Origin of the sequence: Phaeobacter cretensis (genome assembly GCF_047372505.1) — a bacterium.
In the GTDB taxonomy this organism is placed as follows: Bacteria; Pseudomonadota; Alphaproteobacteria; order Rhodobacterales; family Rhodobacteraceae; genus Phaeobacter; species Phaeobacter cretensis.
The window spans coordinates 960237-986936 of record NZ_JBKBEU010000001.1; the positions used below are offsets into that span (position 1 = coordinate 960237).

Sequence of the window (26700 nt, forward strand, 5' to 3'; positions counted from 1 at the left end):
GGCGCCAGCGGTCCCTTAGCTCAACTGGATAGAGCAGCTGACTTCTAATCAGCAGGTTGAGGGTTCGAGTCCTTCAGGGATCGCCAATATTATCTTTGCAAGAGCCTGCCCCGCCAGCGCCATCTTATGCTGACTGCTCATTCATTCGATCTTGGGTCATTACCCCGGCAAAATATATGGCCAGAGTGAGATCTGCATGCACCATACGGCTGCCCCTCAATTACTTGACAAAAGAAGTAGGGTTAAATAACTGACAGGCGCGCCTGCAACAGGCGCAATCCAGCAAGATTCTCCGCCATCCGGATCAGGAGAGATCCAGCCAACATCGATCCGACAACGGATCAATATCTCGACACAGCTCTCTGTGTCGGTGGCTGGAGCGATACGTGATATTGGTGCAACTCTTTAAAAAGGCGAGCATAATTCGCCAGATCGTGTACCGGATAAAGCCGGTAACAGCGATTGCTGCGCTGCTCCTAATCTTCGCCCCGATAGCCGGTTCGGCAGATCCGTTTCCTACGGTGATCGAGCATATCTACGGCACAACAACAGTGCCCGCCAAACCGAAGCGAATTGTCTCTCTCAGCTTCATTGGTCACGATTTCTTGTTGGCTCTCGGAGAGCGCCCCTATGCCTTGCGCAAATGGTATGGCAGCGACCCATATGGCGTCTGGGTTTGGGGACACGACGCACTTGGCGACGCCAAGCCGATCGTCATGCAGGGCGAAATCAATATTGAGCAGATCGCCGCTATGGAACCCGATCTAATCGCGGCCCAATGGTCCGGCATCACCGGGCAGGAATACGCGCTTTTGTCGCAGATCGCGCCGACTATTCCACCCCGCACGGAATACGGAGACTACGGCTCTCCCTGGCAGGATATGCTGCGCCGACTTGGCACCGCGACCGGCAAATCCAGCATAGCTGAGGCGACAATCGCCCGGATTGAAGCCCGGTTCGCAAACCTGCGTGAGACCCACCCCGAATGGCAAGGTGCCAGTGCCCTGATGGCTTGGGCAGGCCATACCCGAGGCTACACCAAAGCAGATATTCGTGGCCAATTCCTGCAGGCTTTGGGCTTTACTGTGCAAGGTTTGCCAGAGGAAAAAAATCACCTCAATAAGTTCTACGTTGAGTTCCCCGCCGAAGACCCCTCGCTCATGGATGTGGACGCGTTGATCTGGCTGGATACCGGGCGCAACGTCGAAAAGCTCGCCTGGATGCCACTGCGCCATACCATGCGGGCCAACCGTGAAGGGCGTGAAATCTACGCTGGCAAACTGCTTTCAGCGGCGCTCTCACATTCCAGTCCCCTCAGCCTTGATTACGCTTTGGATCAACTGGTGCCGCTGCTTGAGGCGGCCATGGACGGAGACCCGAAAACAGTGGTTCCCGGTATGGCTGAAGCCGGTCTCTTGCCAGAAGAAGGGTTCTGATATGTCAGACTCCGCCCTGTTTGCCCCTTCTCATCGCAGCTTTGTCGATAAGCGGCTGGTTTGGTTGGCCGCCTCCCTGTTGGCGCTCGCTTTTTTATCCACCGCTGCACTGCGCCTTGGTGCGCGTGTCACTGATTGGACCGTAATCTGGGCGGCGCTCTCGGCCTATGACCCGATCAATGCAGATCACATCGTCATCCAGACCATGCGGCTGCCTCGTCTGCTGGGGTCGCTGTTAGCTGGTGCCGCACTCGGCATTTCTGGCGCATTGATACAAGCCATGACCCGCAACCCTTTGGCCGATCCAGGCCTGCTGGGGATCAATGGTGGTGCCGCTCTTGGGGTTGTCCTCTCCATTATTGTCTTCGAGATCACCGATACCGCAGGGTTCATCTGGGTTGCCCTAGGTGGAGGCTTAATCGCGTCAGTTCTGGTCTTCCTGCTGGGCGGCGGCAGTCAAGCCAACCCGTTGCGGCTCATCCTCGCAGGTGCTGCAGTCAGTGCGTTGTTTTTGGCCCTGACGCGTGCCCTGCTGTTGGTCAGCCGTCAGGCGCTGGATGTCTATCGTTTCTGGGTGCTGGGTGGGTTTGATGGCATTTTGACACCAACCATCTATGCGCTGATCCCGTTTCTCACACTTGGCAGCCTACTTGCGATCGCTGCAGCATTTGGACTTAACGCGCTGATGCTGGGCGAAGACAGTGCAAAGGGCCTGGGCATACGCACCGGACTGACCAGACTGACCGCCGGCGCGGCCATCGTCCTATTGTGCGGCGCGACAGTGGCCATGGCCGGGCCGATTGCCTTTGCCGGGCTGATCGTGCCGCATTTCGCCCGCTGGGTATCTGGACCGACAATTGGCTGGACCTTGGCCTTCTCCGCCGTCTTTGGCGCAATGCTCCTGACCAGCGCCGATCTACTCGGTCGGTTGCCTCTCTTTGGCGGCAATATGCAGGCAGGTGTCATGACCGCCCTGATCGGAGGGCCAGTATTGATCTGGCTCGTGCGTCGCAACGGAGTGCGAAAGCTATGATTTGGACCCTGCGCCTCTCAAAACTGTCCTTGCAGATCTCGCGCCACGCCACTGTGATTGCTGCGTTTTTGTTGATCGTTTTATTCGCCGCAACATCTCTCGCCCTGATGCTAGGCAGCTACCCCTTGAACACTGCTGCAATGCTTGAGGTGTTTAGCGGCGGCGGCACCGCAATCCAGCAGATGATCCTAATGGATCACCGACTGACGCGTATCCTCACTGCACTCGGAGCAGGCGCCGCCTTTGGTCTCTCTGGCGCAATGTTTCAGACCATGATGCGCAATCCGCTCGCTTCGCCAGATGTCATTGGCTTCAATGCCGGGGCCAGCTGCGGCGCGCTCACTGCAATGATGCTCACTGGAGGCATGGTTCTGCCGGGTGCCATCGCTGGGGCAATGCTGAGCGCCGCCGCCGTGACCCTGCTGGCGTGGAAAGATGGCCTTCCCCCCTACCGCCTGATCCTGACCGGCGTTGGCGCAAGCCTCGCGCTTACTGCGGTAGGTGACCTGCTGATCAGCCGCATGGATACGCAGACGGCTTCGGACATGGCAAAATGGTTGATAGGTACTCTGAACGCGCGCGACTGGAGCAATGTCGCGCTGATCTGGTGCGGATTGGCCCTGCTGGCGCCCATGGTTGTCTGGCTACAGTTCCCACTGAGCCGACTGGGAATGAAGGATGATATTGCAACCGGACTGGGAATGGCGCTTTCGCCTCTTAGACTTGCCATCACCAGCGTCGCTATCCTGCTGGCTGCACTTGCGGTCAGCACCGCAGGCCCGCTGCCTTTTGTGGCCTTTGCCGCCGGCCCGATCGCCCGCCGTCTGATCCCCAATGGCAAACCTGTGCTGCTCGCCTCTGCTGCCTCAGGCAGCCTGATCACGCTGCTTGCAGATACCGCTGCCCGCGCCGTGCCGCTGATTCAGCTCCCTGCCGGAGTGTTCACCGCGCTGATCGGTGCCCCGGTGTTGATCTGGCTCTTACTGGCCCAATTCAAAAAAGGAGCCTTGTGATGGCTGCCAACGCACGTCTTCGCGCCGACGATCTTTCGGTTTCATACACCCGTAAACCGGTTCTCAACGGACTGTCAGCAGGCATCCCTGACGGAGAATTGACCGTAATTGTCGGGCCGAATGCCTGTGGCAAATCCACTCTGCTGCGCGCATTGGCCAGGCTTCAAGCGGCAGGCAGCGGGCAGGTCCTTCTTGACGGGAAAGCCATCCACCGGCAGAGCAGCCGCTCAGTTGCGCAACGCCTTGCGATCCTGCCCCAGACCCCAACCGCACCCGAAGGGCTGACCGTACGCGATCTGGCAACCCGAGGCCGCACACCGCATCAGTCACCCCTGCGCCAATGGTCAAAAGAGGATGCTGCTGCTGTTACGCGCGCGCTGGATCTAACCCACATGGCCGCCAATGCAGATCGCCCGCTAGAAGCGCTATCCGGCGGACAACGGCAACGTGCATGGATTGCCATGGCAATGGCACAAGATACCGATATCCTACTGCTGGATGAGCCGACAACGTACCTTGATCTACCGCATCAGATTGAACTGCTGAGACTGGTGCAGCAACTCAACCGTGAAACCGGCCGCACCGTCGTCATGGTGCTGCATGACATCAACCTGGCTGCCCGCTTTGCCAGCCATATGATCGCATTAAAAGGGGGCCAGGTTTTCTGCGAGGGCCCTCCATCAGGCGTCATAACAGAATCAGTCATGCAATCCGTTTTTGCCCTGCCCTGCCGGATCATTCCCGATCCCGTTCACGGCACTCCGCATGTCATCCCCGAGTGAGTGAGACCGCCATGACCCTGAACCCCTCCTTCCCTCTGCAGGCAACCGCTGCCGTCACCGATCTGCCTTTTGAAATGATCCGGCAGCCCATTGTCATCATGGCGAAAGAGCATGAGCTCCTCGTTGTAGAAGACACCGCCACAGCCGTGACGGTAGAAGTACCCAGCTTTGGCCACTACCATTTCACCGCACAGGAAGTTGGCATTGAGATCCGTGTCTCTGCCGCATTGCCCGACCGGCTGCATATGCTGAAGGACGGTCTTTGTGACCATCTTGAAGATCTGCACCCCGGTATCGCTGATGTCTTGCGCTGGTCCGATATGGCTACCGTCGGGGCGCTGCCACCAAATGTCCATTTCACGACAGTGCAGTCGATCACTCCTATTGGCACTACCTTCTTGCGGGTTCAAATCAAAACCGAGGACCTCTGGAGTTTTCAGGACGATGCCATCCACTTCCGCCTGCTGCTGCCACCAGTGGATTGTACGGATCCCGACTGGCCCACGATTTCTGAGACCGGCAGCACCGTTTGGCCCAAAGGCGAGAAAGCACTGCACCGCCCGGTCTACACTACCCGGCAGATCGACCATACGGCCGGATTAATGGAGTTCGACATATTCCTGCACGACGGAGGCCGCGCAACCAACTGGGTACAACAGGCCAATCCAGGCGATCGTTTGGTCATTGCCGGTCCCGGCGGTGGCGGTATTCCTGAAACTTCGCAGATCCTAGTCTATGCCGATGAAACCGCCCTGCCTGCCGCTGCCCGCATTCTGGAATCCTTGCCTAAGAACAGCAGGGGACAGGCAGTCTTGCTCAGCGATACGGGCGTGAATTGCGGATACCCGATCAAGGCACCTGCTGGCATCACTGTCACATGGCTACAGCGAGATGCTGCTTCCAGCCTAACCGATCTTGCCCTGACTGCGCGTTCCGAATGCCCCGACCACTTTCTTTGGTTTGCTTGCGAAAAAGCCGACGTACAACGCCTGCGCGAAGCAATAAAACATGACAAACCCGCCCCCGGACAAAGCTACATTGCCGCCTATTGGAGCCAATCATGAAGCCCCTTAGACCAGCAGCGCTTGCTGCGCTGATGCTTACCCCATCTATCGTGGCAGCACAGGACACGCCGGTCGCTTCCACACCACCTGTCCCGCAGATTGCCACCGAAGCCGCACCATCCATGGAACCGCAGGCCCCTGCTACCCCCGTCACCCCATCCAGTCTGGACACACCCGCAAGCGCTTTACCAGTCGTGCCAGAAGCGTCGGCAGCGTCTCCACAGACAATCGATACAGAAACAGTAGACGCCGATCCCGAGACGGCCAAAGCCGATCCAGTGATCGATCCACAGGCTGTTGTTGCTGCGACGACGTCGATACCGATGCCCGCTGAACCTCTCTTTCGGCAGGAGGCTTTGACAAAATCCGCCAGCGACGCATCGCAGCAGGCGCTGAAATTCTTGCGCGAAGGTGGCCCGTCTATCTGGGCCATCGCGGGGCTGTCGGTGATCACACTGGCCCTGATCCTATGGAAGGTCTGGCGGTTGGCACTGATTGGTGCCTGGGCACGTGGCAAAGCAGGTCGCGCGGTTTCCACCTTTGAACGCGGTGAAGCCACCGTCGCACGCGAAATCGTCCGGGGCCGCAGAGGCATTCGTTCCAAAGTGGTTGCGACCACCCTTGCCGCAGTCGAAACTCTGCCCGAAGATCGCGCCCGCGAAGAAACCGCGCGGGTGGCAAAGCTGCATTTGGCCAGCGCCGGAAGCGGCCTTGGAGCGTTGGAATTAATCGCCACAATTGCCCCCCTATTGGGTCTTCTAGGCACCGTTTTAGGCATGATCGCGGCGTTTCAGGCGTTGCAGGCAGCCGGTTCCAAAGCCGACCCCGCTCTTCTGGCCGGTGGCATCTGGGAAGCCCTGCTGACAACCGCTGCAGGCATGGCTGTAGCGATCCCAGCCTCCGCTGCACTCACTTGGTTTGAAGCCGTAATCGGCCGCATTCGCCGCGACATCGAGGACAACGCCACTCGCATCTTTGTCGCCCATGTACCACAGCAAACGCTAACATTAGCTGCCGAATAACGTCATGGAGTTCACGCAGGCTCTGAAACCCCGGCGCAAACCCAGCCTGACACCCATGATCGACGTGGTGTTTCTGTTGCTGGTGTTTTTCATGCTGGCGTCGCGATTTGGCACCGACGCGGTACTTGACCTGCCGCTTGCCGGTCAGGGAGGGGCTTACACGGGACCGCCCAGACTGATCGGCATTGGCGCGGATAATCTAGACCTAAACGGCCAACCAGTGGCCGACAGCAACCTAGCAGAAGCGTTGGCGACTCTTATGGAAAAACCGTCTGACATGCTGGTGCTACGCGGCCGGGATCAGGCCAATTTGCAACGCATCGCCGATGTGACTGCACGTCTGCGGCAGGCCGGATTCACCAATTTCGTTCTGGTGGAATAAGGACGCAGTATGGACCTCACCGATCCACCCCGCCGCCCTCGCGGCGAATCCATTGTTCCGATGATCAATGTCGTATTCCTGCTACTGATCTTCTTCCTGATGACCTCTCGTTTGGCCCAGCCAGAACCGTTCGAAGTGATCCCGCCCGAAGCTGGGCTGGACGCCGAGGCTAAATCCGATGCGCTGCTCTACATAGATGCCGAAGGGCGGATGCATTTTGACGGCAACGAAGGCCCAGCCGCGCTAGCCGCGTTGGCCGCCGCAGCCCGTGCAGATGGCACAGCCGATGGTACTGTCCAGTTGCGCGCGGACGCCAGACTACACGCCACAAAACTGGCCAAGATCCTGCGCCAGTTGGCGGCGGCGGGTCTCAGCCACGCAGAATTGGTGGTACGCGCGCAATGAAACATACAGCGGAACTTACCGTCTTTGCCGGGATCGCCATAGTGATTCACGTGGCACTCTTCGCCACGGGTCCCAGGTCCGGTGCCCAATCCAGCGGCGCAGGCGGCGATGCCATTGTTTCGGTTCAGGCCGCCAGCGCCACGGTTGCAGACATGGTCGAGACTTGGGAGCGAACACCACAAACACAACCTGAAATCAACAGCGATCTGATCCAACCGCAAGCGGCGACCACGGCCCCTGAAGTGCCCCAGTTTGAGCTGGCACAAGCGCCGAAAGCCGCGCGTCAGATCGCCCTTGTCAAACCCGCTCCGGCTGACACGCTGGCGTTGGACACGACCACCGCGCCGCCCCCGCCGCCACCGATCACGGAACCCGACCCACAACCCGTCTCCAAACCCCGTCCACGGCCCAAACCGGATCCGAAACCGCAAAATGCCCGCAAAGCAGCGCAGACATCGGCTGGCCGCAACGAACAGCGCGCTGCAGGATCAGGCGGTGGATCGCAGTCAGGTCAGGCCAGTAGCGCAGCCGCCTCGACCGCTCAGGCCGGACAGCAGGCCAAACTAAAAACGGTGTGGGGAGCAAAAATCCGATCCCGTGTCGAACGCCGCAAACGCTACCCATCCGGCACTAACGGTCACGGTCGTGTTGTGGTACGAATTACCGTCGCCCGCAGTGGTCAATTGGTCAGCTACCGGCTTGCTAAGTCCTCGGGCAATGCTGCCTTGGATCAGGCTGCGCTCAAGGCAGTGGCACGAGCGCGTAAATTCCCTGCGGCTCCCAAGAAGCTGTCGATCAATCAGTTGACCTTTAATTTGCCAATTTACTTCTCGAAATAATCAGTCGGCACGGCACGTCTGGCACAAACAAACAACAGCGCCTCCGAAGCTCGCAGGCGCTGTTGTTTAGTTCAGGAACCTCTGAAACAGTTCAGAATTTCGAGGTTAGCGTGAGGGCAATATTGCGACCATCACCAAAATAACAGGAACCGCCCTGACAGGTGGTGACATAACGTTCATCGGTCAGGTTCTGCACATTCAGTGACACCAGCCAATTGTCCTGTCCGTAAGACACTGCCGCATCATAAAGGGTATAGGATGGTGTCAGATAGGTGCCAGCACCACCCCAAGCCTCGCCATTGTAGCGAACGCCTCCGCCGAATTTCCATCCCTGCAACGCGCCTACTTCTGGAGCATAATTCACCCAGATCGACGCCGCATTCTTAGGCACCTGGGCGATATAATCTCCGTCAGCATCTTCGCTATCGAGATAGGTATAAGCAGCATCAACCGTCAGATCACCAAAGCGGTGGAACAGTTCCAGTTCCAGTCCTTTGGCCGAAGCAGCCCCAGTCTGAACCTGAAAGCCCGGATTGTTAGGATCTGCCTGTGTCATGTTGGATTTAGTCAGATCGAACACTGCAGCGGTCAACAGTGTGTCGCTGCCAGGTGGCTGGTATTTAACACCAACTTCATACTGCTCGCCTCGGGTTGGCTCAAACGCCTTGCCGTTGACATCAGCGCCAATAGCATCCTGCCGGAAGCTTTCAGCATAGCTGAAGTAAGGCGCTACGCCGTTGCCAAAGCGATACATTACCGCCGCATTGCCAGTCCATTCGCTGTCACTGGCCGAAACACTGGTCGCACCAAAGCTGCCATTGCTGGGCCCGCTTTCAATATTGCCGTAGCGCAGACCGAAATCGATAAACAACCGGTCATCATAGGACGCACGCTGCTGCACATAGGCGCCTGTTTCAGTAATCGAGGTACCCGGCGTATCGGCAACATTGATGGTCGGATAACCGGCATAGACTAGGTTGAATGGGTCAATCGGCCCAACCTGCGCACCGTAGCCGGTATCGCTGTCGTAGTAGCCTCGGCTATAGCTCGCCCCGACAATGGTGCGCATGTCAAACCCACCAAGCACGTATTCCGCTGTACCGTAAGTATCGACTGCCCAGGTCTTCAGCGTGTTCTTTGCGCGGTAGAACGTGCGGTTGATGGTGCCATCTGCATTGTATCGACCGGACCCGAAATTGTCGAACGCCCACCAGGCATGTTTATACTCGCCCTCACCCTCGAGGTAGCGGGCACTGGCGTTCATGCTCCATACATCGTTAAAGCGATGTTTGAACATTGCGGTGATCGCGCGCTGTTCTGTGTCAAACTTGTCGAACCCCGGTTCGCCAACAAATGTGCTGTTGGGCAGATAGTCCCCGTTGCCCAGCCCCGTCGCAGGTAACAGCGTGCCATAGATTGACGCAAACTGGATAAGCGGGCTTCCGTTGTTCTTTTGGTAGTTGGCCAGAATGGTCAGCTCGGTATCTTCGCTGGGGCGCCAAGTGATCGAAGGGGCCAACGCGATGGCGTCATCACGTGAATGGTCAACTTGGGTTTCCGCATCGCGCAGAAGACCAACGAAGCGATAGCGTAGGGTGCCGCTTGGGTTCAGATCACCACTGACGTCCACGGCCGCCTGCTTGCGATCATGGGATCCAACCTGCAACTGGAACAGGTTGTCGGCGTCCTGAGCAGCGGTTTTAGAGGTCGTGTTGACCACGCCCCCGACGGCCCCGCTGCCATAGATACCGGAAGCCGGACCTTTCAACACCTCGACACTATTCAGAAGGAAGGGTTCCGGCTTGGTATCATTGTAAAACCCATAGCGCGCGGGCAGGCCATCGTGCAGCGTGTTCGCATCAAAACCACGCACAAGATACCAGTTCGAGCGATTGTCCAGCCCCCATTGGCCACCGACCACACCAGCTGAAAATTGCAGAGCTTGCTCCACATTCTGTGCGCCACGCTCAGCCAGCTGTTGTGCGGTCACCACTGTGACCGAGCGAGGCGTCTTGGCGATCGCATCGCCTGTCTTGGCCACAGTCCCGGTATCCAGCGAAACGCTTTTACCAAAAAAGGCGTCGCCACCTGGTTGGGTTACGTCGATTTGTTCAAGTTCGACAACTTGGGCCATGGCCGGCATTGAGGCCAGCAGGGCAAAAGTTGACACAGCAGTACGTCGCAGAATCATGTCCCGTCTCCGCTTGTTTTGCGGTTGATTTTCTGCCTGACTTTTCGCTGGGTCGCAGACGGGTAGCGACACCAAGCCTTGGAGGCAAGGGGGGAGGCCCTGCTTGCCGACAAAACGATCCGAGAGTCGAAAAAATGACGCTAATGTTGCCCTCCGGAACCCACTAATACCCTATAAACGTGTGAAATTCGCAACCTGCACACCCCGAAGCTATCCAGACACGTTTGTTACCAAACAACACTCAAATGGCGCCTACTGAACTGCCAATACCGCGCGGTTCGCCATTTCCATGATCGCATCACGCGTGTCCGCCACTGCGATAAAGCGGGCGTTGTGACAGAATTTCGCACCTTCGACGCCGCAGGCGTCCTCAAGTGCAGCATCTGTTAATCCAGCCCAGGATTCAGGTAAGTCGGCCCGGCTTGCAAAGCTATCACCGCTTTTGCGGATCGTTGTAAGTGTCCAGTCGCCACTACGCGGGTGCACCACAAACAGGAGGTGATCCGCGCCTGCCTTTTCGACCGCCGAGCGGAACGGCATACCCATTGGCAGCTCAAGAACCCGTTCGTTTCCTGCAGTCTCAATCGCCTGCAGAACCATGGTTTCTGCTCGGCACTTAGCGGCTCTGCCCGTAATCGCCGCCTCAACAAATGCACGCGCCACCGGCAGCGCCGCTATGAACGCCTTATCATCTGCGTCGTTGCTGCGGTTATCAAAGGCCGGTTTCAGCGTTTCTAGCAAAACCGGCAATGTCATCCCTGCCAGCGGTCCGGCAACAGAAGGCTCCAATGCACCATTGTCGAGGAGATCAACCGGCAGCACAAAGCTCTGATCAAAACCATGATGAATATCATCGATATCTGCCGTGGGCACTTCCAGAGCTTGCAGATAGTCGCGCCCGAAATGCCGCCAGATCAGACCAAAGGAGCTGTAGGGCTGGCCATTCTCCCGCAGCGGATTGGGGCGCTGATGATGGTCAAAAATCTGCGCTACAGCGTCATAGTCCCGGCCAACATCATAGATGATCCGCCCCTCCCCGGGCGTAATCCACTCCGCCTCCCGCGAGCGCAGCAGCTGTGCATCGGGAAACAAACGCGTGAGGATGACAGAAGACAACAGCTCATCCGCGTGGAACCCCCCAGAATGCGTTACAAGATGGGTGATGGTCATAGGGGAAGTGGCTCCAAGAAGCAGAATTGATTTGAGCGATCTACCAAGATCACCTAGTGAGTGCGAAAGGCAGCGGGTTTTTGCGAAACACATGGCGTGCTTTTAGAACCCCTGCCTGATAGATCTTGGGATAGCTTGAAAACACAATTGGGAACAACAGACTATTTTGACTACTCTGAAGGCGCGTCATCGTACGAGCCTATACCAATGGCTGCATCGGCGGACAGGCGGCGCACACTGTCCTTTTTTCCCATATTAGATCCAGCAAAGACACGAGCCAACCCGTCGTTACGTATGCACTGCTAGATAGATTATTCAGCGCATTTTTGCACGAGAACCCGAGACCATTTCTCACCCTGCCATAGTGCACGCACCGCCCCGACTTGAATCATGTCGGAGAGCTGGCCTTCGGCCTGCACCATCCGAAGATCCAAGATGATCGACCCATTCTCAGCAAGGCTTTGATCCCAGAACGCCGCATATGTGCTGGCAGGATAGTGGAAACCACAACTCAATAAAGACAGAGCCAAGTCTATGTCGCACAGCTTATTCGGGTCATCCTGGCTGGGGTTAATAGTTTTCACTTCAGAGTCCGGCACTCCATTACCCACCAGAAACGCCTTGGCAGTCTTAAGGCTGCTATAGGCTGCGCCTTCAGCCTTAAACCCAAAATGGGTTGTGCCATTGTCCTCAAGATCGATGAGGGTAATTGCGGACTTGTAGTCCTTTGCAATGAAGAGATCGATGAAACCATAACCACACCCAATATCCGCGACACGCCGGGGTGCAATCTTGTCGATCGTTGGCTTCAGCGCCAGATATTCGAGATAGAGCACCGCAATCGCTCGTTTTAACAACAGCGGGCCACGCGCCGCGACTTCAGCCTTCAGCGCCTCAGGATTGCCATTTGACCATTGCCGGACAGGCACGCCGGGTCGCTCCAGATCGAACAGAACTTCTGATCTTTGCAGGACAGTGTTGAGCATGTCTTTATCGCTGAACATGGAGAGGTCAAGCGTGTCTATTACGCTCGAATTCACCACCTCTGTCACACGGTCTGCGTTGAACATATTCCGGCTCCTTGTGTCTTTGACAGATCGCCTGCGTTGCGTTGTATCACATGCCATCTGATATCACGGGAAGACGTGCTGCGGTATAAAATCATATCGCTTTTACTTAGGCTTAAACCGCGGCCAATGCAGCAAGACCAGCGCACATTGAACGGGAACAGCGTGAAGATTGCCAAGTCAAATATGGGACTCCGGTTAGCACAAGCCCCAGACAACAGCAGATTGGGCCGAGGCGTCCAGCCCAATTGCAAATCATAACAACTGGATCAGCGAGGCTTAAACCACGCCAGCGTCAACGACCTGATCCGGGTGCCGTGCTGCCCAATCATGTAAGAACTCCGACACTTCACTCACACCCACCAATTCAATGGCGCGGCGCGGCAATGCGATCCCTTCGCCCAGCGCCAGATCAAGACAGCCAATATAATCGCGTTCGGATCTCTGCGGGCAGTTCTCCAATCCATGTAGGATGGTCGACAACAGCGTTCCGCCATAGTTGTTCACATGGGTCAGGTCGGGTTTGAGGCTCAAGAGGTAGGCCATCACCTCAGGCAACCCCTCCCATCCTGCAACTTGAACAGGCGTCAGCCCTTCGGTGTCCGGCAGATCATGATCCACGCCAGCAGCGACGAGACGTCGGATATGATCAAGTTTGCCTGGGATGTGCAAGATCATGCGAATAATGTTGCGGTATCCCTCCGGGATTTCCCTGGGATCCAGAACAGTTTCAACTGGCAATGACTCTGCGGCCTGGGCCAGAGTTGTCTCCACCTTCGTTAGGGCATGGTCTGCCTCTCGTTCCTCCAGTATCCGCGCTAGATCGCGATTGCCGAAAACACGGGCATAGGCATATGGGGTAGTGTCCTCAAACCGTCGGTTCAGCGAGACGCCGTTGTCCAGCAGTAGCGCAATCATATCGGGATTGGCCATCCGACGAGCAGCCTGATGCAAGGCAGGGACAACCCAAGGGGCCTCTCCGCCCACAAGCTGGTCGTCGAACTCGTCGATCTTTGCGCCATGATCAAGCAACAGCTGAACTGCTTTGGTGTCATGAAAATCCATGGCCCGCAGCAGAGCGTTGGTGCCACGTGGATCGGCACCGTGCTCGAGCAACATCCGCAACCCGTCGTGATGGCCAAGCTCGGTGGAGTGATAGAGGCTTTCGCCGTCGTTTGGATCCGCGCCTTGCTCCAACAACCACTGCCCCAACGCCATATTATTTGCATGGCCGATTGCATAATACAGCGGCGACAGTCTGTGCTCACTGCCATCGTGGATCGGTGCACCAAGATTGATGTCCGCTCCGGCGGCGACCAGCGCATTGGCGATATCCAGCATATCGTCAGCCAGCTCCGGCGCGTGGTGGATCCATTTTGATCGCGCCAAAATCGTCATAGGCGGCGCAACCCCTCCGATAAGCTCTGTTGCGCGTAACTTGGAGCTGCCCAAAGCGCTCAATGCATCGGCCTTGCGCAGCAAGCTGAGGCAAAGGCCAAAGTCACCATGTGCAAGCTTTGGACTGTTGGCTAACAATTGCTCCGCAATGCCAAACTGCCCCGTGTATAGTGCTATTTTCAGGCGCTGCCGCTTGGTAGCGATATCCATTCCAAGCATTTCAACTGCAAGCTTAAGAGCCGGCCAGGAAAGAAACCCGTTCTCTTGCGCGATCACGTGCAGATAATCGGCATGCCTAAGCGTTGCATTTTGCACGCGGGGTCGTTGGCTGGCGATACGTTGGCGAGCCAGTAGCTCGTCGGCCTGATAGGCTTTGCGCAGCGCCTTTGCATCACGGCGTAATTGATCCAGAGATTTTGTCATCGGTGTCCTCACAAATAGCTCGACGGTCCGCTGTGTACGAGCATGAGACATACCGAAGGAGGCTGTCGTATTGGTGTGATTGGGGTGCCGATGACGGCTTTCCGCGGACCTGGTGGCTAGCCCAATAGCGGTTTCACAATAGGCCGCTGATCGATCATCGGCAACCCCGATTTGCCAATCCCATCAACTGCGGACATTGCGCGATGCAAGCTAAGATCTATCAGTACATCACTGTACCGAGGGTGATGTGAACCGAACTGCCTTCTTGTAGCTTGGCACTGCCGCGTGCAATCAGCCAACCATCTGCACGTTCAAGCCGGGCCACAATTTGCTGGGTTTGCGTATCATTAAAACGCTGTTTCGGTAGATAGCTGAAGTCAATTTGCTCGGCGTTACCATCGCTGTAGAGGCTGATCTGCGCAACATCCTTGCCTGACACCTCAGGAAACCCATGGTCTGGCAATAACAACGTAATTCGACCTTTCGGGATTTTGTCCCCTCCTGCAAAAGCCACCACCCCCTGCACGCGGTTTGGCTGGGAGGCGGCCGCGTATGCCACGCCGACCTTGGCCATAACTGATAGCCCTGAGATGGCCGCACCAAGGATCAATTGTCGGCGGTTAAAACCAAAATGCATTGCGTATCCAATGAGTTGTAAATCAACGAAACAGGGAGCACATGGTGCCCCCTGTTCAATTTTATGCTTGATCAGATGATCACGAAATCATCCATCGTCAACTGCAAACCGGATTGCAGCTGCGCAAACTGAACCGCATCCTCACCACCTAGACCATCCGCATCATAAGACAGAGCGCCACTGTTGGTGTTGTAGACAATTCGATGCTCGGCATCCAACGCCATGCCCGATGCGCTACTATGGAGCACACCGAAATCCAGGACCCCGGCCTCCCCAGCTTCGGTAAAAATGGTGTTGTCCAGCAAGATGGTGTCACTAGCGGCATCGAAATCCCTGATCCGGTCAATATTGTCCGCGCCGAGTTCAGTAGAGAAGCGGAAGAAATCATCGCCTTTGCCACCGGTGAGCGTATCCGCCATCAAGCCTCCATCAAGCAGATCGTTACCGCGCCCTCCTCGAAGCACATCAGATCCTGCATCACCTGGCTTCGCAGGTGCTGCAGGGAATTCCACCGATACATTTAGCTGGTAGGTAGAGCCTTCTGGCACGCTTTCCGACCATCCGCCGGGCACGTCTGGCGACCAGCTGCCTTCGAGGATGTGGTAAGTACCGGTTTCCTCGACCACAAACACGGTGCTGGAATCGCGATTGGTCGTAGAGCCCGGATCGCCGCCGCCATCGTCATTCTGCGCAACGACATTTCCCTCATCATCCAGAAGCCGCAACCAGCTGTCATGCACATTGGGATCAGCAATTCCATCAATGTCGATAGTCAGCACGGTGCCTGCAGCCAGATCGATACTGTAGTACCCACCAGCGCCTGTACCGGTGGCATTCACCGTGGTGTGCAACACTGTGGTGGAGTCAAAGATATCCGGATCTTCAGTCAGGGAGAAATTGTTTGAGATATCAAAGGCAGTCTCAATCGACGTGTTGGTCGCATCCGGCCCCAACGTGGCATAGCCACTACCAAGACCCGGCTGCGGCAGCGCATCAGCTGCAGGGGCAAAATCCCCAAGCAGAATATCATCCCCGGCGGCACCTTTCAGGGTATCATCTCCGCCCTGCCCGGTTAGCACATTGGCGGCAGCGTCGCCCTTGATCCGGTCATTGAAGCCGGAACCCGAGAGGTTTTCGATAGAGACATATGTGTCACCCGCTGTCCTGCCGTTGGCCAGATTCAATTTCACGCCACTGGTTGCAGTCGCATAGTCTGCGGTATCACTGCCTAAGCCACCGTCGAGCAAATCGGCTCCATAACCACCTGTCAAAACGTCGTTGCCCGCACCGCCTGACAGCGCATTGTCACCATCGGTGCCAACCAGGTGATCATCGTGGTAGGAGCCTACCGCGTTTTCGATGTCGACAATAATATCGTGCCGTATGGTCGTGCCGCGACCAACAATCTGTACGGGGCCATCAGCATCGCCACCACGGGCAGTGCCATTCGCCAAATCTACGGTCACACCAACGGAGCTTGCAGTGTAGAGAACCGTATCCATGCCCTCACCACCATCAAGGTAATCCTGACCACTGCCGCCGATTAACACATCATCGCCGTCCTCACCGTAGAGCATGTCACCATCGCGCCCACCATCCAGCGTGTCATTTCCACCACCGCCGTTGAACACGTCACCGCCGCCCTGACCCCAGAAATGGTTGTTATCAGAGGTGCCAATAAACCGATCAATCCGGTCGTCGGACCCGATCAAGTTCTCGATGCTATAGAACGTGTCACCCGAGGCTGTGCCGCCGCTGGCCACATTGGTTTCCAGATTAACCAAAAGCTGAAACGGGCTTTCCTGACTGAAATCAACGGTGTCGATCCCTGCGCCACCTCGGAACACATCGACACCATCTTGCCCACGCAGCAAGTCGTCGCCATCGCCGCCGTCCAGCAGATCGTCGCCTGCACCTCCATTGATGGTATCATTGCCGTCCCCACCATAGAGAGCATCGTTTCCGTCATCGCTCTCGGTCTGATCTTCGAGATCGGCAATATCAATTGTATTGTTGATGTCGCGGCTCGCCAGCGAGTCGCGCCCGCCGGTGATCAGATCGTCGCCACCCAGCCCAAAAACGGTGTTGCCGCCAGCACCACCATCAAGTGTTTCGCTACTGTCGTTCCCGACCACTATGCTGTCGTGTGCATCCGTGGGGCCTTCATTCGGCGCCTCAGGTGTCTCTCCGCCTGGTGTTCCGGGTGTCCCACCCGCGTAGATGATAGTCTCGACATTGGCGATGTCGCCCAGATCCAACCCGTCGGCCACAACAATCACCGTGTCGTTGCCACCGTTTTCCTCCTCGCGGACGATATCATCCACGGAATCCACGAAATAGACGTCGTCCCCGGCATTACCGGCCATGCGGTCATTGCCCGCGCGCCCGTCTAGGACATTGTCACCATCATTCCCGATCAAGATATCATTGTAGCTGCTGCCGATACCCGTCTCGACGTAGTACTCCGTTTGGTCCGTATTGTGGCCAGCAAAGACCGACACGTTGTTGCTGTGGCCGTTCACGCTGGAAAACTGCCCGGCACGCAGGTCTAGAATAGTCCCCGCCGTCGAACCGGAAAAATCAATGGTATCATCACCACCAGTATCATGGATTACAAACCCGACATCATGCTGTGGGCCGTCTTCGGTCAACACGTAACCATATTCGGTGCTGTTGAACCCATAGGTGTTGTCATCAGTATTCAGATTGATGGTCTGATAGCTGCGCACGCCATCCTCATCTACAGTGGAGAAGTACCTGCGAATGATCGCTTCGATATCGCCTTGCAGTGGCGTTACAGCCGACCAGCGCGTGTCCTCCCCAACATCGATACCATCAAAATAGGACATGACGCTGTATTGCTGGCGATCATAGGTCCAGGTCGCATTGTTTAGATAGTTGATCTGCACACCGCCCGGGCCGCTGTAGTTGTACAATCCAGGATGGTTCAGGCCGAATTCATGACCGAATTCATGAACAAAGGTGTCAAAAACATACCCACCCAATTCGGTAATACTCGGCTCGGTATCGTGAAAACGCTGACCCACACTAACCAAGCGATCACTGGAAAAGGCACTGCCGTCATTTTGTTCGCCGATCTCAGGGCTGACGACCTCCATCCAATGGATGTCGGCATCAAAGGGCACATCATCGACAATCTCGAATTCCAGTGCCGTTACGGAGGACCACATCTCAAGTGCCCCTTTGGCCGCATCTTTGTAATCTGGGTGATCATTTAACCCCGTCAGGTTTATCACCAGCGGCTCAGCCGCGATTTCGGGGGTCAGGTTACGGCCAAGAGCTCCTAGATAGTTGAGGAACTCCTCATAGTCTTCGCTTTTGCCAAAGGGGTTCTCCGGCGTTTGGTCATTGGTCCACCAGTCCGTATGAGTATCCGTTGTCGCTGGCATTATTATCTCCCAATCATTCAACCCAAAGCAGCATCACAAGGTAGGCAAATTGCCCCTGAAACCCGCCACGGCGATACGTGATGGGATCAGGCACTGCTGTGCGGACTTTGGAGGTTACTGTTATCTTGCCTAGGTGAGCCGATCCTTTACGAAACAAACGAGCACGCAAGGTCATATTTTTAAGCCATTTTTGAGAAATTCTCATTTCGGCAAAACTCGGCTCATTGACGTCAGGGCATGAGCGAAGTTGTGCGAATGAATGCTACGAGAGCATCTCCACACAGTTTGGCGAATTGACATAATATTCAACTGGAAAACATCGAATCAATCAAAGGTAGAGTAAGTGACTGCCTTGCAGGGTGCATCAATCCGACTTGTGCACCGGCGTATTCGTACCCGCGGCTTCCGTTTGAAATCCTCGACACGATTTACATTCCTACAAGTTATGCTGGGCCAGCGCGGTCAGCGGTTCCGCCCGTGAGAAACCTCTGCTGCTATGCCGCCCAGCCATCGACATGTCGCAAAGCTTCTCGTCTGGGCAACCGCTATGGAGTGCGGAATAGACTACCAGTCGACAAGACCCCTCTCTCCAAATCCTGATTTTTTGTTGACAACATGGGTCAACACTACTTAGTTCGGATACAGAACGAACTAAAGGATGCGCCATGGCTGCTCAATCGAAAATCTCCCGTCGGATGTCCCAGAGCGCGATTATTCAGACCATTGCCAATTATGGTCCGATTTCGCGCGCCAGCGTGTCCAAGATGACAGGTTTATCGAAGCAGACAGTCTCAGAGATTGTCGCCAACCTTGAAGAAGACGGGTGGGTCCGCACCGTTGGTCAGACGGCGGGGCATATCGGCCGACGTGCCGTCGTGTATGAAATCTCTCCGACTGCAGCGACCATCGCCAGTGTTGACCTAGGCGGGACAAAATTGCGTGTCGCCCTGTGTGATCTGACGGGAGGTGTCATCTCCGAACTTGTTGAGCCTACCGAAAAAACTGGTGGAAGAGCTGTTTTGCACCAAATCGCACGTATGGTTCGGTCAATAGCGACCACCGAAGGAACGTCCTATCACGACCTGCATGTCGCCGTGGTTGGCGTCCCAGGAGTTCCGGACCCAAAAACCGGTGCAATCAAGCTCGCGCCGAATATTTCTGGTATCGATCAATTTGATCTTGCATCAGAGCTGCAAGCCGCTCTCGGCGTGGAGGTATTCGTCGAAAACGATGTAAACCTCGCGGCTATCGGTGAACACTGGATGGGCCATCGCGGCGAGAATGACAATCTCGCCTATGTTTCCGTTGGCACAGGTATTGGTGCCGGGCTTGTTCTCGGAGGGTCCCTGCTGCGCGGAAGCTTTGGTGCGGCAGGCGAAATTGGCTTTCTCCCTTTTGGTGCGGATCCGTTCGAAGCTGAGAGCCTGAAAATTGGCGCTCTGGAGCGAAAAGCTGCTACGGACGCCATTATTGAGGGGTATCTGATCCGGACAGGCGAACAGAAAACGGTGCCCGAAGTTTTTGAAGCCGCCGCTGCGGCAGATCAAAATGCACGAGATATACTTGACGATATTTCAAAACAGATCGCACGGGCCGTCGTGTCCATCGTTGCCGTCATCGATCCTTCAACAGTTGTTATCGGTGGCTCTATCGGGGCACGTGACGAGCTGTTGGCGCGGATCATACACCACGCAAGGCTCTGCTATCCGCGCCCGATAAAGATCGAACAATCCCAACTTGGCAATCACGCAGCACTAGCCGGTGGCGCAGCAATTGCTTTGTCACATCTCCATGTATCGTTGTTCGCCGAAGGTCAAAAGGGCGTTGTGATCTCTGTTCCTGCACCGACGATAGAAGTCTTCAAGGCTCAAATATCATGACCACTCCAGATCTTTTGAAAGAGCTCCTTACAGCTCAAAATCCTGCCGATGACATTGCTCTGCTCAAAGAGGCCTTGTCCATTGAGAGTGTGACAGGCAACGAAACCAAATTCGCGAGCTTTCTCGGCGACGAACTAAACGCGTTAGGCCTCTCTGTTGGGTCCGGTACTTTCCTAGACGATCGAAGAAACGTTTGGGCGTCCAACAATGGCGCAACTGACCGCCCATCCTTGATGATTGTTGGCCATACGGACACCGTGCATGTGCGAGGCTGGAAGGAGCATTGGAAAGATGATCCACGTTCCGATGCCTTTGCTGGTGTTGAGCAAGAGGGGCAAATTTGGGGACGCGGTGCGAGTGATCTAAAGGGCGGGATCTGCGCAGCAATCGCAGGTCTTCGCCTTCTTCAGACAGCAGGGTACGAGCCATTAGGTGACATTACCTTTGCGTTTATCGGCGATGAGGAAAGCGGCGAACCGGGAACCGGTGTCAGCGCTGGGGCAAAAGATCTGGTTTGCCGGGTGGCCAATGGGGAAATCAAAAAACCCGATTTTGCGGTCTACGTCGAGCCGACCAACGTCGACATCTATACCGCGCAAATCGGCTTCTTCATCGCGGACATAACGATAACCGGAAAATCAGCCTATTTTGGCAAGCCGGAACTCGGCATCGATGCTTTCAAAGCGACGCATGCGATCCTTTCGCAGATCTGGGCACATGAAAGCGAGCTCAACTCCGGTCCATCTCATGATCTGGTCGGCGCATCTTCAATTCTGGTGACCAGTATGGAAGGTGGCGGATACATCGCCGTACCCGGTGAATGCAAACTTTCTTTGATCAGAAAGCTCCGACCAGGTGAAGATCTATATCAGGCTGTGAAAGCGTTCGAAACGGCCCTGTCAAAGGCCGAGCTGGCCGACGGTATCTTAGTGACGATTGACTATCCCGCCGGCCGTGATCATCCCTTTGGCGGATCATCAGTCGAGATATCAGCCTCTGATCCAAACGCCTTATTGATGCAGCAATGCGTGAGGCAGGCTCTTCCCAATGCAGGCAATATCGGCGGAGCACCCTACTGGTCAGAAACGCCATTCCTAATCAATGAAATCGGCTGTCCAGCCATCTACTGCGCACCGGGCGATATCGCTGTTGCGCATACCCACGAAGAGCGGATCGAGGTCGCAGAATACCTTGCCGCAATCCGTGCCAACGCTTTGTTTGTCGCTGAATACTGCGGCGTCGAAAGCAAACCCTGACAACCAACCGGAGGAAAATCATGAACAGTCTAAAACTGAGCGTTGCTGGCGCAATATTGCTAGCAGCCACAAACACAATCGCATCTGCAGAGACCACTGGCCCAAATGGCGAAACTGCGACGCCAACATCCGTCGTTGTTGTCAGTGACGAGCACGTCGAAGCAGTCAAAGCCATGGGATATTCAGCTGCTCTGTTGTGGCACGATCAATCGGATTTCGTGAACGCGGTCACCGCTGGTGCAAGTGATGAATTTGGGCGTCTCGGCATCGAAGTCGTCGCCGTAACAAGCGCGGGTTTCGATGCAGCCAAGCAACGCAGCGACATTGAAACCGCAATGACCAAAGAGCCTGATATCATCCTGTCACTGCCACTCGATCCGGTGACGTCAGCTGCGGCATTTGAAGAAGCCAAAGAAGCAGGCGTGGCTCTCTCTTTTCTATCCAATCTTCCGTCCGGCTATGAACATCCGGCAGATTATGCCGCTATCGTAACCGATGACCTTTTCCAGATGGGCAAACAAGCTGCCGACGCTCTTGCCGCATCCATGGGCAACGAAGGCAGCGTTGGGTGGGTTTATCACGACGCGACTTACTACGTCACAAACCAACGGGACAACGCGTTCAAAACGACGATCGAGAACGACTACCCCAACATTTCAATTGTTGCTGAACAAGGCATAAGCGATCCTGCACGCGCCGAAGAAATCGCCAACGCGATGCTGCTCAAAAACCCCGATATTGGCGGGATCTATGTAACCTGGGCCGGACCTGCCGAAGGTGTGCTTGCCGCTTTGCGTGCCAATGGCAATGACACCACCAAAATCGTCACACTTGACCTCTCTGAACCAATCGCACTGGACATGGTGCGCGGCGGGAATGTAGCAGCGATTGTAGCGGATGAAGCCTACGAACTGGGCCGCGCAATGGCCGCCTCTGCTGTACTCGACCTTCTTGGGAAAGACGTACCGGCCTTTGTGGTTGCACCCGCAATTACCGTGACCGCCGACAATGTCGTCGAAGGATGGAACACGTCATTGCATATCGACGCGCCGTCGAGTCTCACCAGCAACTAAACACCCTCCCGGTGGACCGCCTTGGCGGCTCACCAATGGTCAATTCTCCAAAGGAGGCGGGCGATGTCACAGACCTTAGAAAAAATCAAAAACTTCGATCTACAGCAAAGCGTGATTTACATCGGCTTCCTTGCGATCTTTCTGTTCTTCGCAATCACACTACACGACGATGGGTTTCTAACCTCTCGCAATCTGACCAATATCGTGCTGCAAACCGCGCCAGCTTCTATCATGGCGATCGGGCTAGTGTTTGCTCTGTCAGCAGGAGAAATTGACCTTAGCTTCGGCTCCATCGTCGCCGTTTCAGCATTGTCTGCAGCCGTTGCGATGCAACACTATCCGATGATTGTTGGCGTCTTGGCCGGGCTCGGTGCTGGGATTACGATTGGCGCGTTCAACGGCTTTCTGGTCGCCTATCTTCGCCTGCCCTCATTCTTGGTAACCCTTGCCACAATGGGCCTATTTGCCGGTATTGCCCGGTCGATGACCAACCTGCGTTCTATCCCCGTCATCAGCGAGAGTTTCACCGGATTCTTTGGCTCAGGCAAACTTCTGTCGATCCCATCGCTTGTAATCTGGACCGTTGTTGCAGTCGTTATTGGGCATATCGTCTATCGAAACACAAAATTTGGCGCCCATGTTCTGGCGGTCGGCGACAACGCGCGTGCAGCTCAGGTATCCGGCATCAAAGTACCCCGCGTGCGGCTTTATGTACTCACACTCTGTGGGGCGACCGCAGGTCTGGCAGGGCTTCTATATGCCGGTCGCCTTCAAGCCGCGAAATATACGCTCGGAGAGAGCGATCTGATGATCGTGATCGCAGCTGTGATTGTCGGCGGCACGGCACTGAACGGCGGTAAAGGATCCATTATCGGCGCTCTTCTTGGATCGCTCTTGATGGGAATGCTCAACAACGGGCTAATCTTGATGGGGCTGGAAGTCTCCAATCAGATGATCGTCCGTGGCCTCATTATCCTCATCGCTGTCGCCGTATCCCTGCGTGACACGAGCCGCTAACCGGAGGAAATAAAGTGTTTTTAGAACTCTTGCAGCGGAGAAACCCGCAGTTTATCGAAGCCGCGATGCACTTGCATCAAAGTGGTGAAATCCCCGCAAACGCGTATGTGCTAGACCTCGACACCGTTGAAGAAAACGCACGTGTATTCCAAGCCGAAGCTAACAAGCATGGCCTGACAACATTTGCTATGACCAAGCAGGTCGGTCGGCACTCCGGGTTTTGCGAAGCTCTGGTAGCTGGCGGAATCGACCGCTCTGTTGCTGTGGATATGGCATGCGCCATAGCTTGCGACCGCGCTGGTTTGAAAACCGGTCACCTTGGCCACTTGGTTCAAGTCCCGTCTCGCGAAGCGGCGTTTGCTGCTGCAGAACTACGGCCTGACTATTGGACAGTTTTTTCTGATCAGAAAGCACGCGAAGCCGCTAGTGCCGCGCTTAAGGCTGGCCGCATCCAAAACATGCTGGCCCGCATCCAGACGGAAGGCGATACGTTCTATCGCGGCCATGAAGGCGGTTTTGATGCCTCGGACATTGTCGCGGTTGCTGATCGCCTCGATGCGATGGACGGTGGCGCTTTTGCCGGAATTACAACCTTCCCGGCCCTTCTATTCGACCAAAACACTCGAAAAGTCATTCCCACACACAATCTGAAGACACTCGAACGTGCAGCAGAAGCGCTCGCCAAAGCAGGTCGACGCGAGATTGAAATCAACACACCAGGCACAAACTCCGCTGTTATGTTAGCTGCGCTGGCTGAAGCCGGGGCAACCCAATGCGAACCGGGTAATGCGCTCCATGGCACGACGCCGTTACACGCTGTGGAAGATCTACCGGAAGCTCCGGCGGTTCTGTATCTTTCGGAAGTGTCGCACCATCACCAGGACAAAGCCTATTGTTTCGGCGGCGGTCTCTATGTCGATCCCGTATTCTCAAAGTATCAAGTGCAGGCCTTGGTATCGCCCACACCTACATCGGGCAATGCCTCGCGCCGCAACGTGGAAATCCCCGATTATTCAGCGATCGACTACTACGCAATGATCGACGCCCACGGGCCGGACCAACCAGCCGCAGGAGACACGGTTGTCTTCGGTTTCCGTGGTCAGGCCTTTGTAACCCGCGCCTTGGTTGTTGGCGTTCGCGGCGTGCGTACTGGCAATCCACTGGTCACGACTATTGAAAACGGTTTTGGCGATCCAGTCGCATGGTCAGGGAGCTATCCGACATGACCGAGCAATCACCCGTTCTTGCACTAACAGACATACATAAAGCCTTCGGCGGCGTTGTCGCGATTCAGGATTTTTCCCTCGATCTAAAAGCAGGCGAAATCGTCGCTTTGGTTGGCGACAACGGCGCCGGCAAATCGACACTGATCAAGATGATCTCAGGCGTCTACAAACCAACCAGTGGCAGGATCAATCTCGACGGCGATGCTGTGAATTTCTCAGATGCCAGTTCGGCCCGATCCCGTGGCATTGAAGTTGTTTATCAAGACCTCGCCTTGGTTGACGAACAACCGGTCTATATGAACATGTTCCTTGGCCGCGAATTGACCAAGAAACCATTTGGTCTGCTCGACAAAAACCGTATGCGCAAAGAGAGCCAAGAGCTCGTCGATGAACTCGACGTGCGGATTCCATCGGCCAGCTCGACTATTCGTGATCTCAGCGGAGGTCAACGCCAAGGCATCGCCATTGCGCGGGCTGCCCATTGGTCTAGTAAATTGATACTGTTAGACGAACCGACGGCCGCGCTCGGTGTCGCAGAAACGGCTCGTGTGGAAGATCTCATCGCTTCGCTAAAAGAGCGAAACCTCGCGATCCTCATTGTCAGCCACAGTCTCGATCAGGTGTTCCGTCTGGCGGACCGTATTTGCGTATTACGACGCGGCCAGCAGATCGGTGTGCGTACAACCGCCGAGACCGACAAAAACGAAATCGTCTCGATGATTACTGGGGTGAACTGACCGTGACTGCGACAAAGACATTTATGGCGCGCGAGATCGCTGAAATTCCTGCGATGTTTGAACGCCAGCTCCGCGACGGTCTCGATCAGTATTGGGACGTCGGCGCCCGACTACACACAAGCGATTTAAACGGTTTCGTCACCTGCGCACGTGGGACATCTGATCATGCAGCGACATTCTTCAAATACATGATGGAAACCCAAACAGGGCTACCCGTCGCCTCAATCGGTCCATCAGTCGCCTCTGTTTACAACTCACGCCTTAAACTCTCTGGCTTCGCCTCAGTAGCGTTTTCTCAATCCGGCGGCAGCCCAGATCTTACCAAGCTCCAAGCCGCAGCCAGTGAAGGCGGAGCGCGAACCGTCTCAATTTTGAACGTTGTTGATAGCTCACTCGGCAAGGCATCCGAAACAGTCTTGCCGATTTATGCGGGCCCCGAAACTGCTGTCGCAGCTACGAAGTCCTACGTCGGGATGCTCTTTGCAACGTTGGGCATTCTGGCCGGTTTCACCAACGATAAAGAGTTAAAGGCGGCGATGTTGGAACTACCTGATCTCGCGCGTTCAACTTTGATGGCTGATTGGAGCGCCGCTGCGCTACCTATTGCCCGTTCTGGATCCATGTTTTGCATTGGTCGCGGTCCGGGCTTCTCTATCGCGGCAGAAGCGGCTTTGAAATTCAAAGAAACATGTCGCTTGCATGCAGAGGCTTATTCGGCGGCAGAAGTGCTGCATGGTCCTGTCGCTATCGCAGGTGGTCAATTTGCGGCACTTTTGTTTTCGTCCGATGGCCCTGCATCGGAATCCGTGCAAGCTGCTCGACAGAAATTGCTCACCCAAGGGGCCTCTGTATTTTCGACAGGTGCTGAACACAAACCCGGTGTCCTGTTTGTGCCAAAGGTCGACCACAAATTCCTGACACCATTGCTTCAGGCCATCGCATTCTACGGCTTTGTTGAGGATCTCTCTCTACGCCTTGGTAACAATCCCGATGCCCCTGCCGGCCTTCTGAAAGTTACCGAAACGATCTGAGCGGTACAGTCACCACATCATATGTTTGTCTTCGGATACCGTGATGTCCACATACTCCAGACTACCGGTTTCTGGGGTTTCTTATCCGAGATGTTTTCGGCTTTTGGCTTTCGTACCTCACGTTGCCGTTCATAGTTGAATTTCGAATTGTCGCGGCCATTGCGTAAAATTTGTCGGTGTAGTTTAGCCCGCGCCTACAGTGCTCGAA

General features: G+C 55.6%; 23 protein-coding genes and 1 tRNA gene. 17 read left to right on the forward strand and 7 right to left on the reverse strand.

The annotated features are described in order from the left end of the window. Positions 1 to 9 precede the first annotated feature (9 nt). The 10 genes from ACEWZM_RS04635 to ACEWZM_RS04680 all read left to right on the forward strand — a co-directional run bounded on the left by ACEWZM_RS04635 (position 10) and on the right by ACEWZM_RS04680 (position 7976). Positions 10 to 86, forward strand: a tRNA-Arg gene (locus tag ACEWZM_RS04635). Between the two features lie 309 nt (positions 87 to 395). Further along, positions 396 to 1436, forward strand: coding sequence for an ABC transporter substrate-binding protein (locus ACEWZM_RS04640; RefSeq protein WP_414005327.1), 1041 nt, complete (start codon positions 396 to 398; stop codon positions 1434 to 1436). A gap of 1 nt (position 1437) precedes the next feature. Continuing rightward, positions 1438 to 2469, forward strand: coding sequence for a FecCD family ABC transporter permease (locus ACEWZM_RS04645; RefSeq protein ID WP_414005328.1), 1032 nt, complete (start codon positions 1438 to 1440; stop codon positions 2467 to 2469). Then, positions 2466 to 3482 (forward strand): FecCD family ABC transporter permease, encoded by a 1017-nt coding sequence (locus tag ACEWZM_RS04650; RefSeq protein WP_414005329.1) that lies wholly within the window; start codon positions 2466 to 2468, stop codon positions 3480 to 3482. Before ACEWZM_RS04645 ends, ACEWZM_RS04650 begins: the two co-directional genes overlap by 4 nt. Then, entirely contained in the window at positions 3482 to 4264 is a 783-nt protein-coding gene (locus tag ACEWZM_RS04655; RefSeq protein ID WP_414005330.1) for an ABC transporter ATP-binding protein, read from the forward strand. The genes ACEWZM_RS04650 and ACEWZM_RS04655 overlap by 1 nt, the downstream gene beginning before the upstream one ends. Before the next feature lie 11 nt (positions 4265 to 4275). After that, positions 4276 to 5328: a siderophore-interacting protein gene (locus tag ACEWZM_RS04660; RefSeq protein WP_414005331.1), complete on the forward strand. Its 1053-nt coding sequence runs from the start codon at positions 4276 to 4278 to the stop codon at positions 5326 to 5328. After that, a complete protein-coding gene (locus ACEWZM_RS04665; RefSeq protein ID WP_414005332.1) occupies positions 5325 to 6350 on the forward strand; it encodes a MotA/TolQ/ExbB proton channel family protein in 1026 nt (341 codons plus the stop codon). Before ACEWZM_RS04660 ends, ACEWZM_RS04665 begins: the two co-directional genes overlap by 4 nt. A gap of 4 nt (positions 6351 to 6354) precedes the next feature. Beyond that, positions 6355 to 6732: an ExbD/TolR family protein gene (locus ACEWZM_RS04670; protein WP_414005333.1), complete on the forward strand. Its 378-nt coding sequence runs from the start codon at positions 6355 to 6357 to the stop codon at positions 6730 to 6732. 9 nt (positions 6733 to 6741) lie between these two features. Beyond that, complete coding sequence (locus ACEWZM_RS04675) at positions 6742 to 7137, forward strand: ExbD/TolR family protein (RefSeq protein WP_414005334.1); 396 nt, start codon at positions 6742 to 6744, stop codon at positions 7135 to 7137. Continuing rightward, on the forward strand, positions 7134 to 7976 hold the full coding sequence (locus ACEWZM_RS04680) for an energy transducer TonB (RefSeq protein ID WP_414005335.1): 843 nt from the start codon (positions 7134 to 7136) through the stop codon (positions 7974 to 7976). Before ACEWZM_RS04675 ends, ACEWZM_RS04680 begins: the two co-directional genes overlap by 4 nt. 91 nt (positions 7977 to 8067) lie before the next feature. Here the strand turns inward: ACEWZM_RS04680 and ACEWZM_RS04685 are convergent, their stop codons facing one another. The 7 genes from ACEWZM_RS04685 to ACEWZM_RS04715 form a co-directional block, all read right to left on the reverse strand. After that, entirely contained in the window at positions 8068 to 10167 is a 2100-nt protein-coding gene (locus ACEWZM_RS04685) for a TonB-dependent siderophore receptor (protein ID WP_414005336.1), read from the reverse strand. A gap of 252 nt (positions 10168 to 10419) precedes the next feature. Continuing rightward, positions 10420 to 11337 (reverse strand): MYG1 family protein, encoded by a 918-nt coding sequence (locus tag ACEWZM_RS04690; RefSeq protein ID WP_414005337.1) that lies wholly within the window; start codon positions 11335 to 11337, stop codon positions 10420 to 10422. A gap of 311 nt (positions 11338 to 11648) precedes the next feature. Then, a complete protein-coding gene (locus tag ACEWZM_RS04695) occupies positions 11649 to 12407 on the reverse strand; it encodes a hypothetical protein (RefSeq protein WP_414005338.1) in 759 nt (252 codons plus the stop codon). A gap of 276 nt (positions 12408 to 12683) precedes the next feature. Next, positions 12684 to 14225: an ankyrin repeat domain-containing protein gene (locus ACEWZM_RS04700; protein WP_414005339.1), complete on the reverse strand. Its 1542-nt coding sequence runs from the start codon at positions 14223 to 14225 to the stop codon at positions 12684 to 12686. A 220-nt stretch (positions 14226 to 14445) separates the two neighbouring features. Beyond that, the gene (locus ACEWZM_RS04705) at positions 14446 to 14799 is read right to left on the reverse strand and encodes a hypothetical protein (protein WP_414005340.1); all 354 of its coding nucleotides are present in this window, start codon (positions 14797 to 14799) and stop codon (positions 14446 to 14448) included. Positions 14800 to 14933: 134 nt separating this feature from the next. Beyond that, a complete protein-coding gene (locus tag ACEWZM_RS04710) occupies positions 14934 to 18272 on the reverse strand; it encodes a M10 family metallopeptidase C-terminal domain-containing protein (RefSeq protein WP_414005341.1) in 3339 nt (1112 codons plus the stop codon). Between the two features lie 13 nt (positions 18273 to 18285). Beyond that, positions 18286 to 18447 carry a hypothetical protein gene (locus ACEWZM_RS04715; RefSeq protein ID WP_414005342.1) on the reverse strand — a complete coding sequence of 54 codons (162 nt, stop codon included), beginning with the start codon at positions 18445 to 18447 and terminating at the stop codon, positions 18286 to 18288. Positions 18448 to 18937: 490 nt separating this feature from the next. Here ACEWZM_RS04715 and ACEWZM_RS04720 point away from each other — a divergent pair, with 490 nt between their 5' ends. The 7 genes from ACEWZM_RS04720 to ACEWZM_RS04750 all read left to right on the forward strand — a co-directional run bounded on the left by ACEWZM_RS04720 (position 18938) and on the right by ACEWZM_RS04750 (position 26492). Beyond that, on the forward strand, positions 18938 to 20152 hold the full coding sequence (locus ACEWZM_RS04720; protein ID WP_414005343.1) for an ROK family transcriptional regulator: 1215 nt from the start codon (positions 18938 to 18940) through the stop codon (positions 20150 to 20152). Next, positions 20149 to 21408 (forward strand): M20 family metallopeptidase, encoded by a 1260-nt coding sequence (locus ACEWZM_RS04725; RefSeq protein ID WP_414005344.1) that lies wholly within the window; start codon positions 20149 to 20151, stop codon positions 21406 to 21408. The genes ACEWZM_RS04720 and ACEWZM_RS04725 overlap by 4 nt, the downstream gene beginning before the upstream one ends. A gap of 20 nt (positions 21409 to 21428) precedes the next feature. Then, on the forward strand, positions 21429 to 22481 hold the full coding sequence (locus ACEWZM_RS04730) for a substrate-binding domain-containing protein (protein WP_414005345.1): 1053 nt from the start codon (positions 21429 to 21431) through the stop codon (positions 22479 to 22481). Between the two features lie 63 nt (positions 22482 to 22544). Next, a complete protein-coding gene (locus ACEWZM_RS04735; RefSeq protein ID WP_414005346.1) occupies positions 22545 to 23498 on the forward strand; it encodes an ABC transporter permease in 954 nt (317 codons plus the stop codon). A gap of 14 nt (positions 23499 to 23512) precedes the next feature. Continuing rightward, complete coding sequence (locus tag ACEWZM_RS04740) at positions 23513 to 24724, forward strand: alanine racemase (RefSeq protein ID WP_414005347.1); 1212 nt, start codon at positions 23513 to 23515, stop codon at positions 24722 to 24724. Then, entirely contained in the window at positions 24721 to 25461 is a 741-nt protein-coding gene (locus ACEWZM_RS04745; RefSeq protein WP_414005348.1) for an ATP-binding cassette domain-containing protein, read from the forward strand. Before ACEWZM_RS04740 ends, ACEWZM_RS04745 begins: the two co-directional genes overlap by 4 nt. A gap of 2 nt (positions 25462 to 25463) precedes the next feature. Continuing rightward, entirely contained in the window at positions 25464 to 26492 is a 1029-nt protein-coding gene (locus tag ACEWZM_RS04750) for an SIS domain-containing protein (RefSeq protein ID WP_414005349.1), read from the forward strand. Positions 26493 to 26700 lie beyond the last annotated feature (208 nt).

Coding starts and splice junctions, on each gene's coding strand:
- ACEWZM_RS04645 (WP_414005328.1), top strand. CDS start 1,438: ATGTCAGACTCCGCCCTGTTTGCCCCTTCTCATCGCAGCTTTGTCGAT.
- ACEWZM_RS04650 (WP_414005329.1), top strand. CDS start 2,466: ATGATTTGGACCCTGCGCCTCTCAAAACTGTCCTTGCAGATCTCGCGC.
- ACEWZM_RS04655 (WP_414005330.1), top strand. CDS start 3,482: ATGGCTGCCAACGCACGTCTTCGCGCCGACGATCTTTCGGTTTCATAC.
- ACEWZM_RS04660 (WP_414005331.1), top strand. CDS start 4,276: ATGACCCTGAACCCCTCCTTCCCTCTGCAGGCAACCGCTGCCGTCACC.
- ACEWZM_RS04665 (WP_414005332.1), top strand. CDS start 5,325: ATGAAGCCCCTTAGACCAGCAGCGCTTGCTGCGCTGATGCTTACCCCA.
- ACEWZM_RS04670 (WP_414005333.1), top strand. CDS start 6,355: ATGGAGTTCACGCAGGCTCTGAAACCCCGGCGCAAACCCAGCCTGACA.
- ACEWZM_RS04675 (WP_414005334.1), top strand. CDS start 6,742: ATGGACCTCACCGATCCACCCCGCCGCCCTCGCGGCGAATCCATTGTT.
- ACEWZM_RS04680 (WP_414005335.1), top strand. CDS start 7,134: ATGAAACATACAGCGGAACTTACCGTCTTTGCCGGGATCGCCATAGTG.
- ACEWZM_RS04685 (WP_414005336.1), bottom strand. CDS start 10,167: ATGATTCTGCGACGTACTGCTGTGTCAACTTTTGCCCTGCTGGCCTCA.
- ACEWZM_RS04690 (WP_414005337.1), bottom strand. CDS start 11,337: ATGACCATCACCCATCTTGTAACGCATTCTGGGGGGTTCCACGCGGAT.
- ACEWZM_RS04695 (WP_414005338.1), bottom strand. CDS start 12,407: ATGTTCAACGCAGACCGTGTGACAGAGGTGGTGAATTCGAGCGTAATA.
- ACEWZM_RS04700 (WP_414005339.1), bottom strand. CDS start 14,225: ATGACAAAATCTCTGGATCAATTACGCCGTGATGCAAAGGCGCTGCGC.
- ACEWZM_RS04705 (WP_414005340.1), bottom strand. CDS start 14,799: ATGGCCAAGGTCGGCGTGGCATACGCGGCCGCCTCCCAGCCAAACCGC.
- ACEWZM_RS04710 (WP_414005341.1), bottom strand. CDS start 18,272: ATGCCAGCGACAACGGATACTCATACGGACTGGTGGACCAATGACCAA.
- ACEWZM_RS04715 (WP_414005342.1), bottom strand. CDS start 18,447: ATGACCTTGCGTGCTCGTTTGTTTCGTAAAGGATCGGCTCACCTAGGC.
- ACEWZM_RS04720 (WP_414005343.1), top strand. CDS start 18,938: ATGGCTGCTCAATCGAAAATCTCCCGTCGGATGTCCCAGAGCGCGATT.
- ACEWZM_RS04725 (WP_414005344.1), top strand. CDS start 20,149: ATGACCACTCCAGATCTTTTGAAAGAGCTCCTTACAGCTCAAAATCCT.
- ACEWZM_RS04730 (WP_414005345.1), top strand. CDS start 21,429: ATGAACAGTCTAAAACTGAGCGTTGCTGGCGCAATATTGCTAGCAGCC.
- ACEWZM_RS04735 (WP_414005346.1), top strand. CDS start 22,545: ATGTCACAGACCTTAGAAAAAATCAAAAACTTCGATCTACAGCAAAGC.
- ACEWZM_RS04745 (WP_414005348.1), top strand. CDS start 24,721: ATGACCGAGCAATCACCCGTTCTTGCACTAACAGACATACATAAAGCC.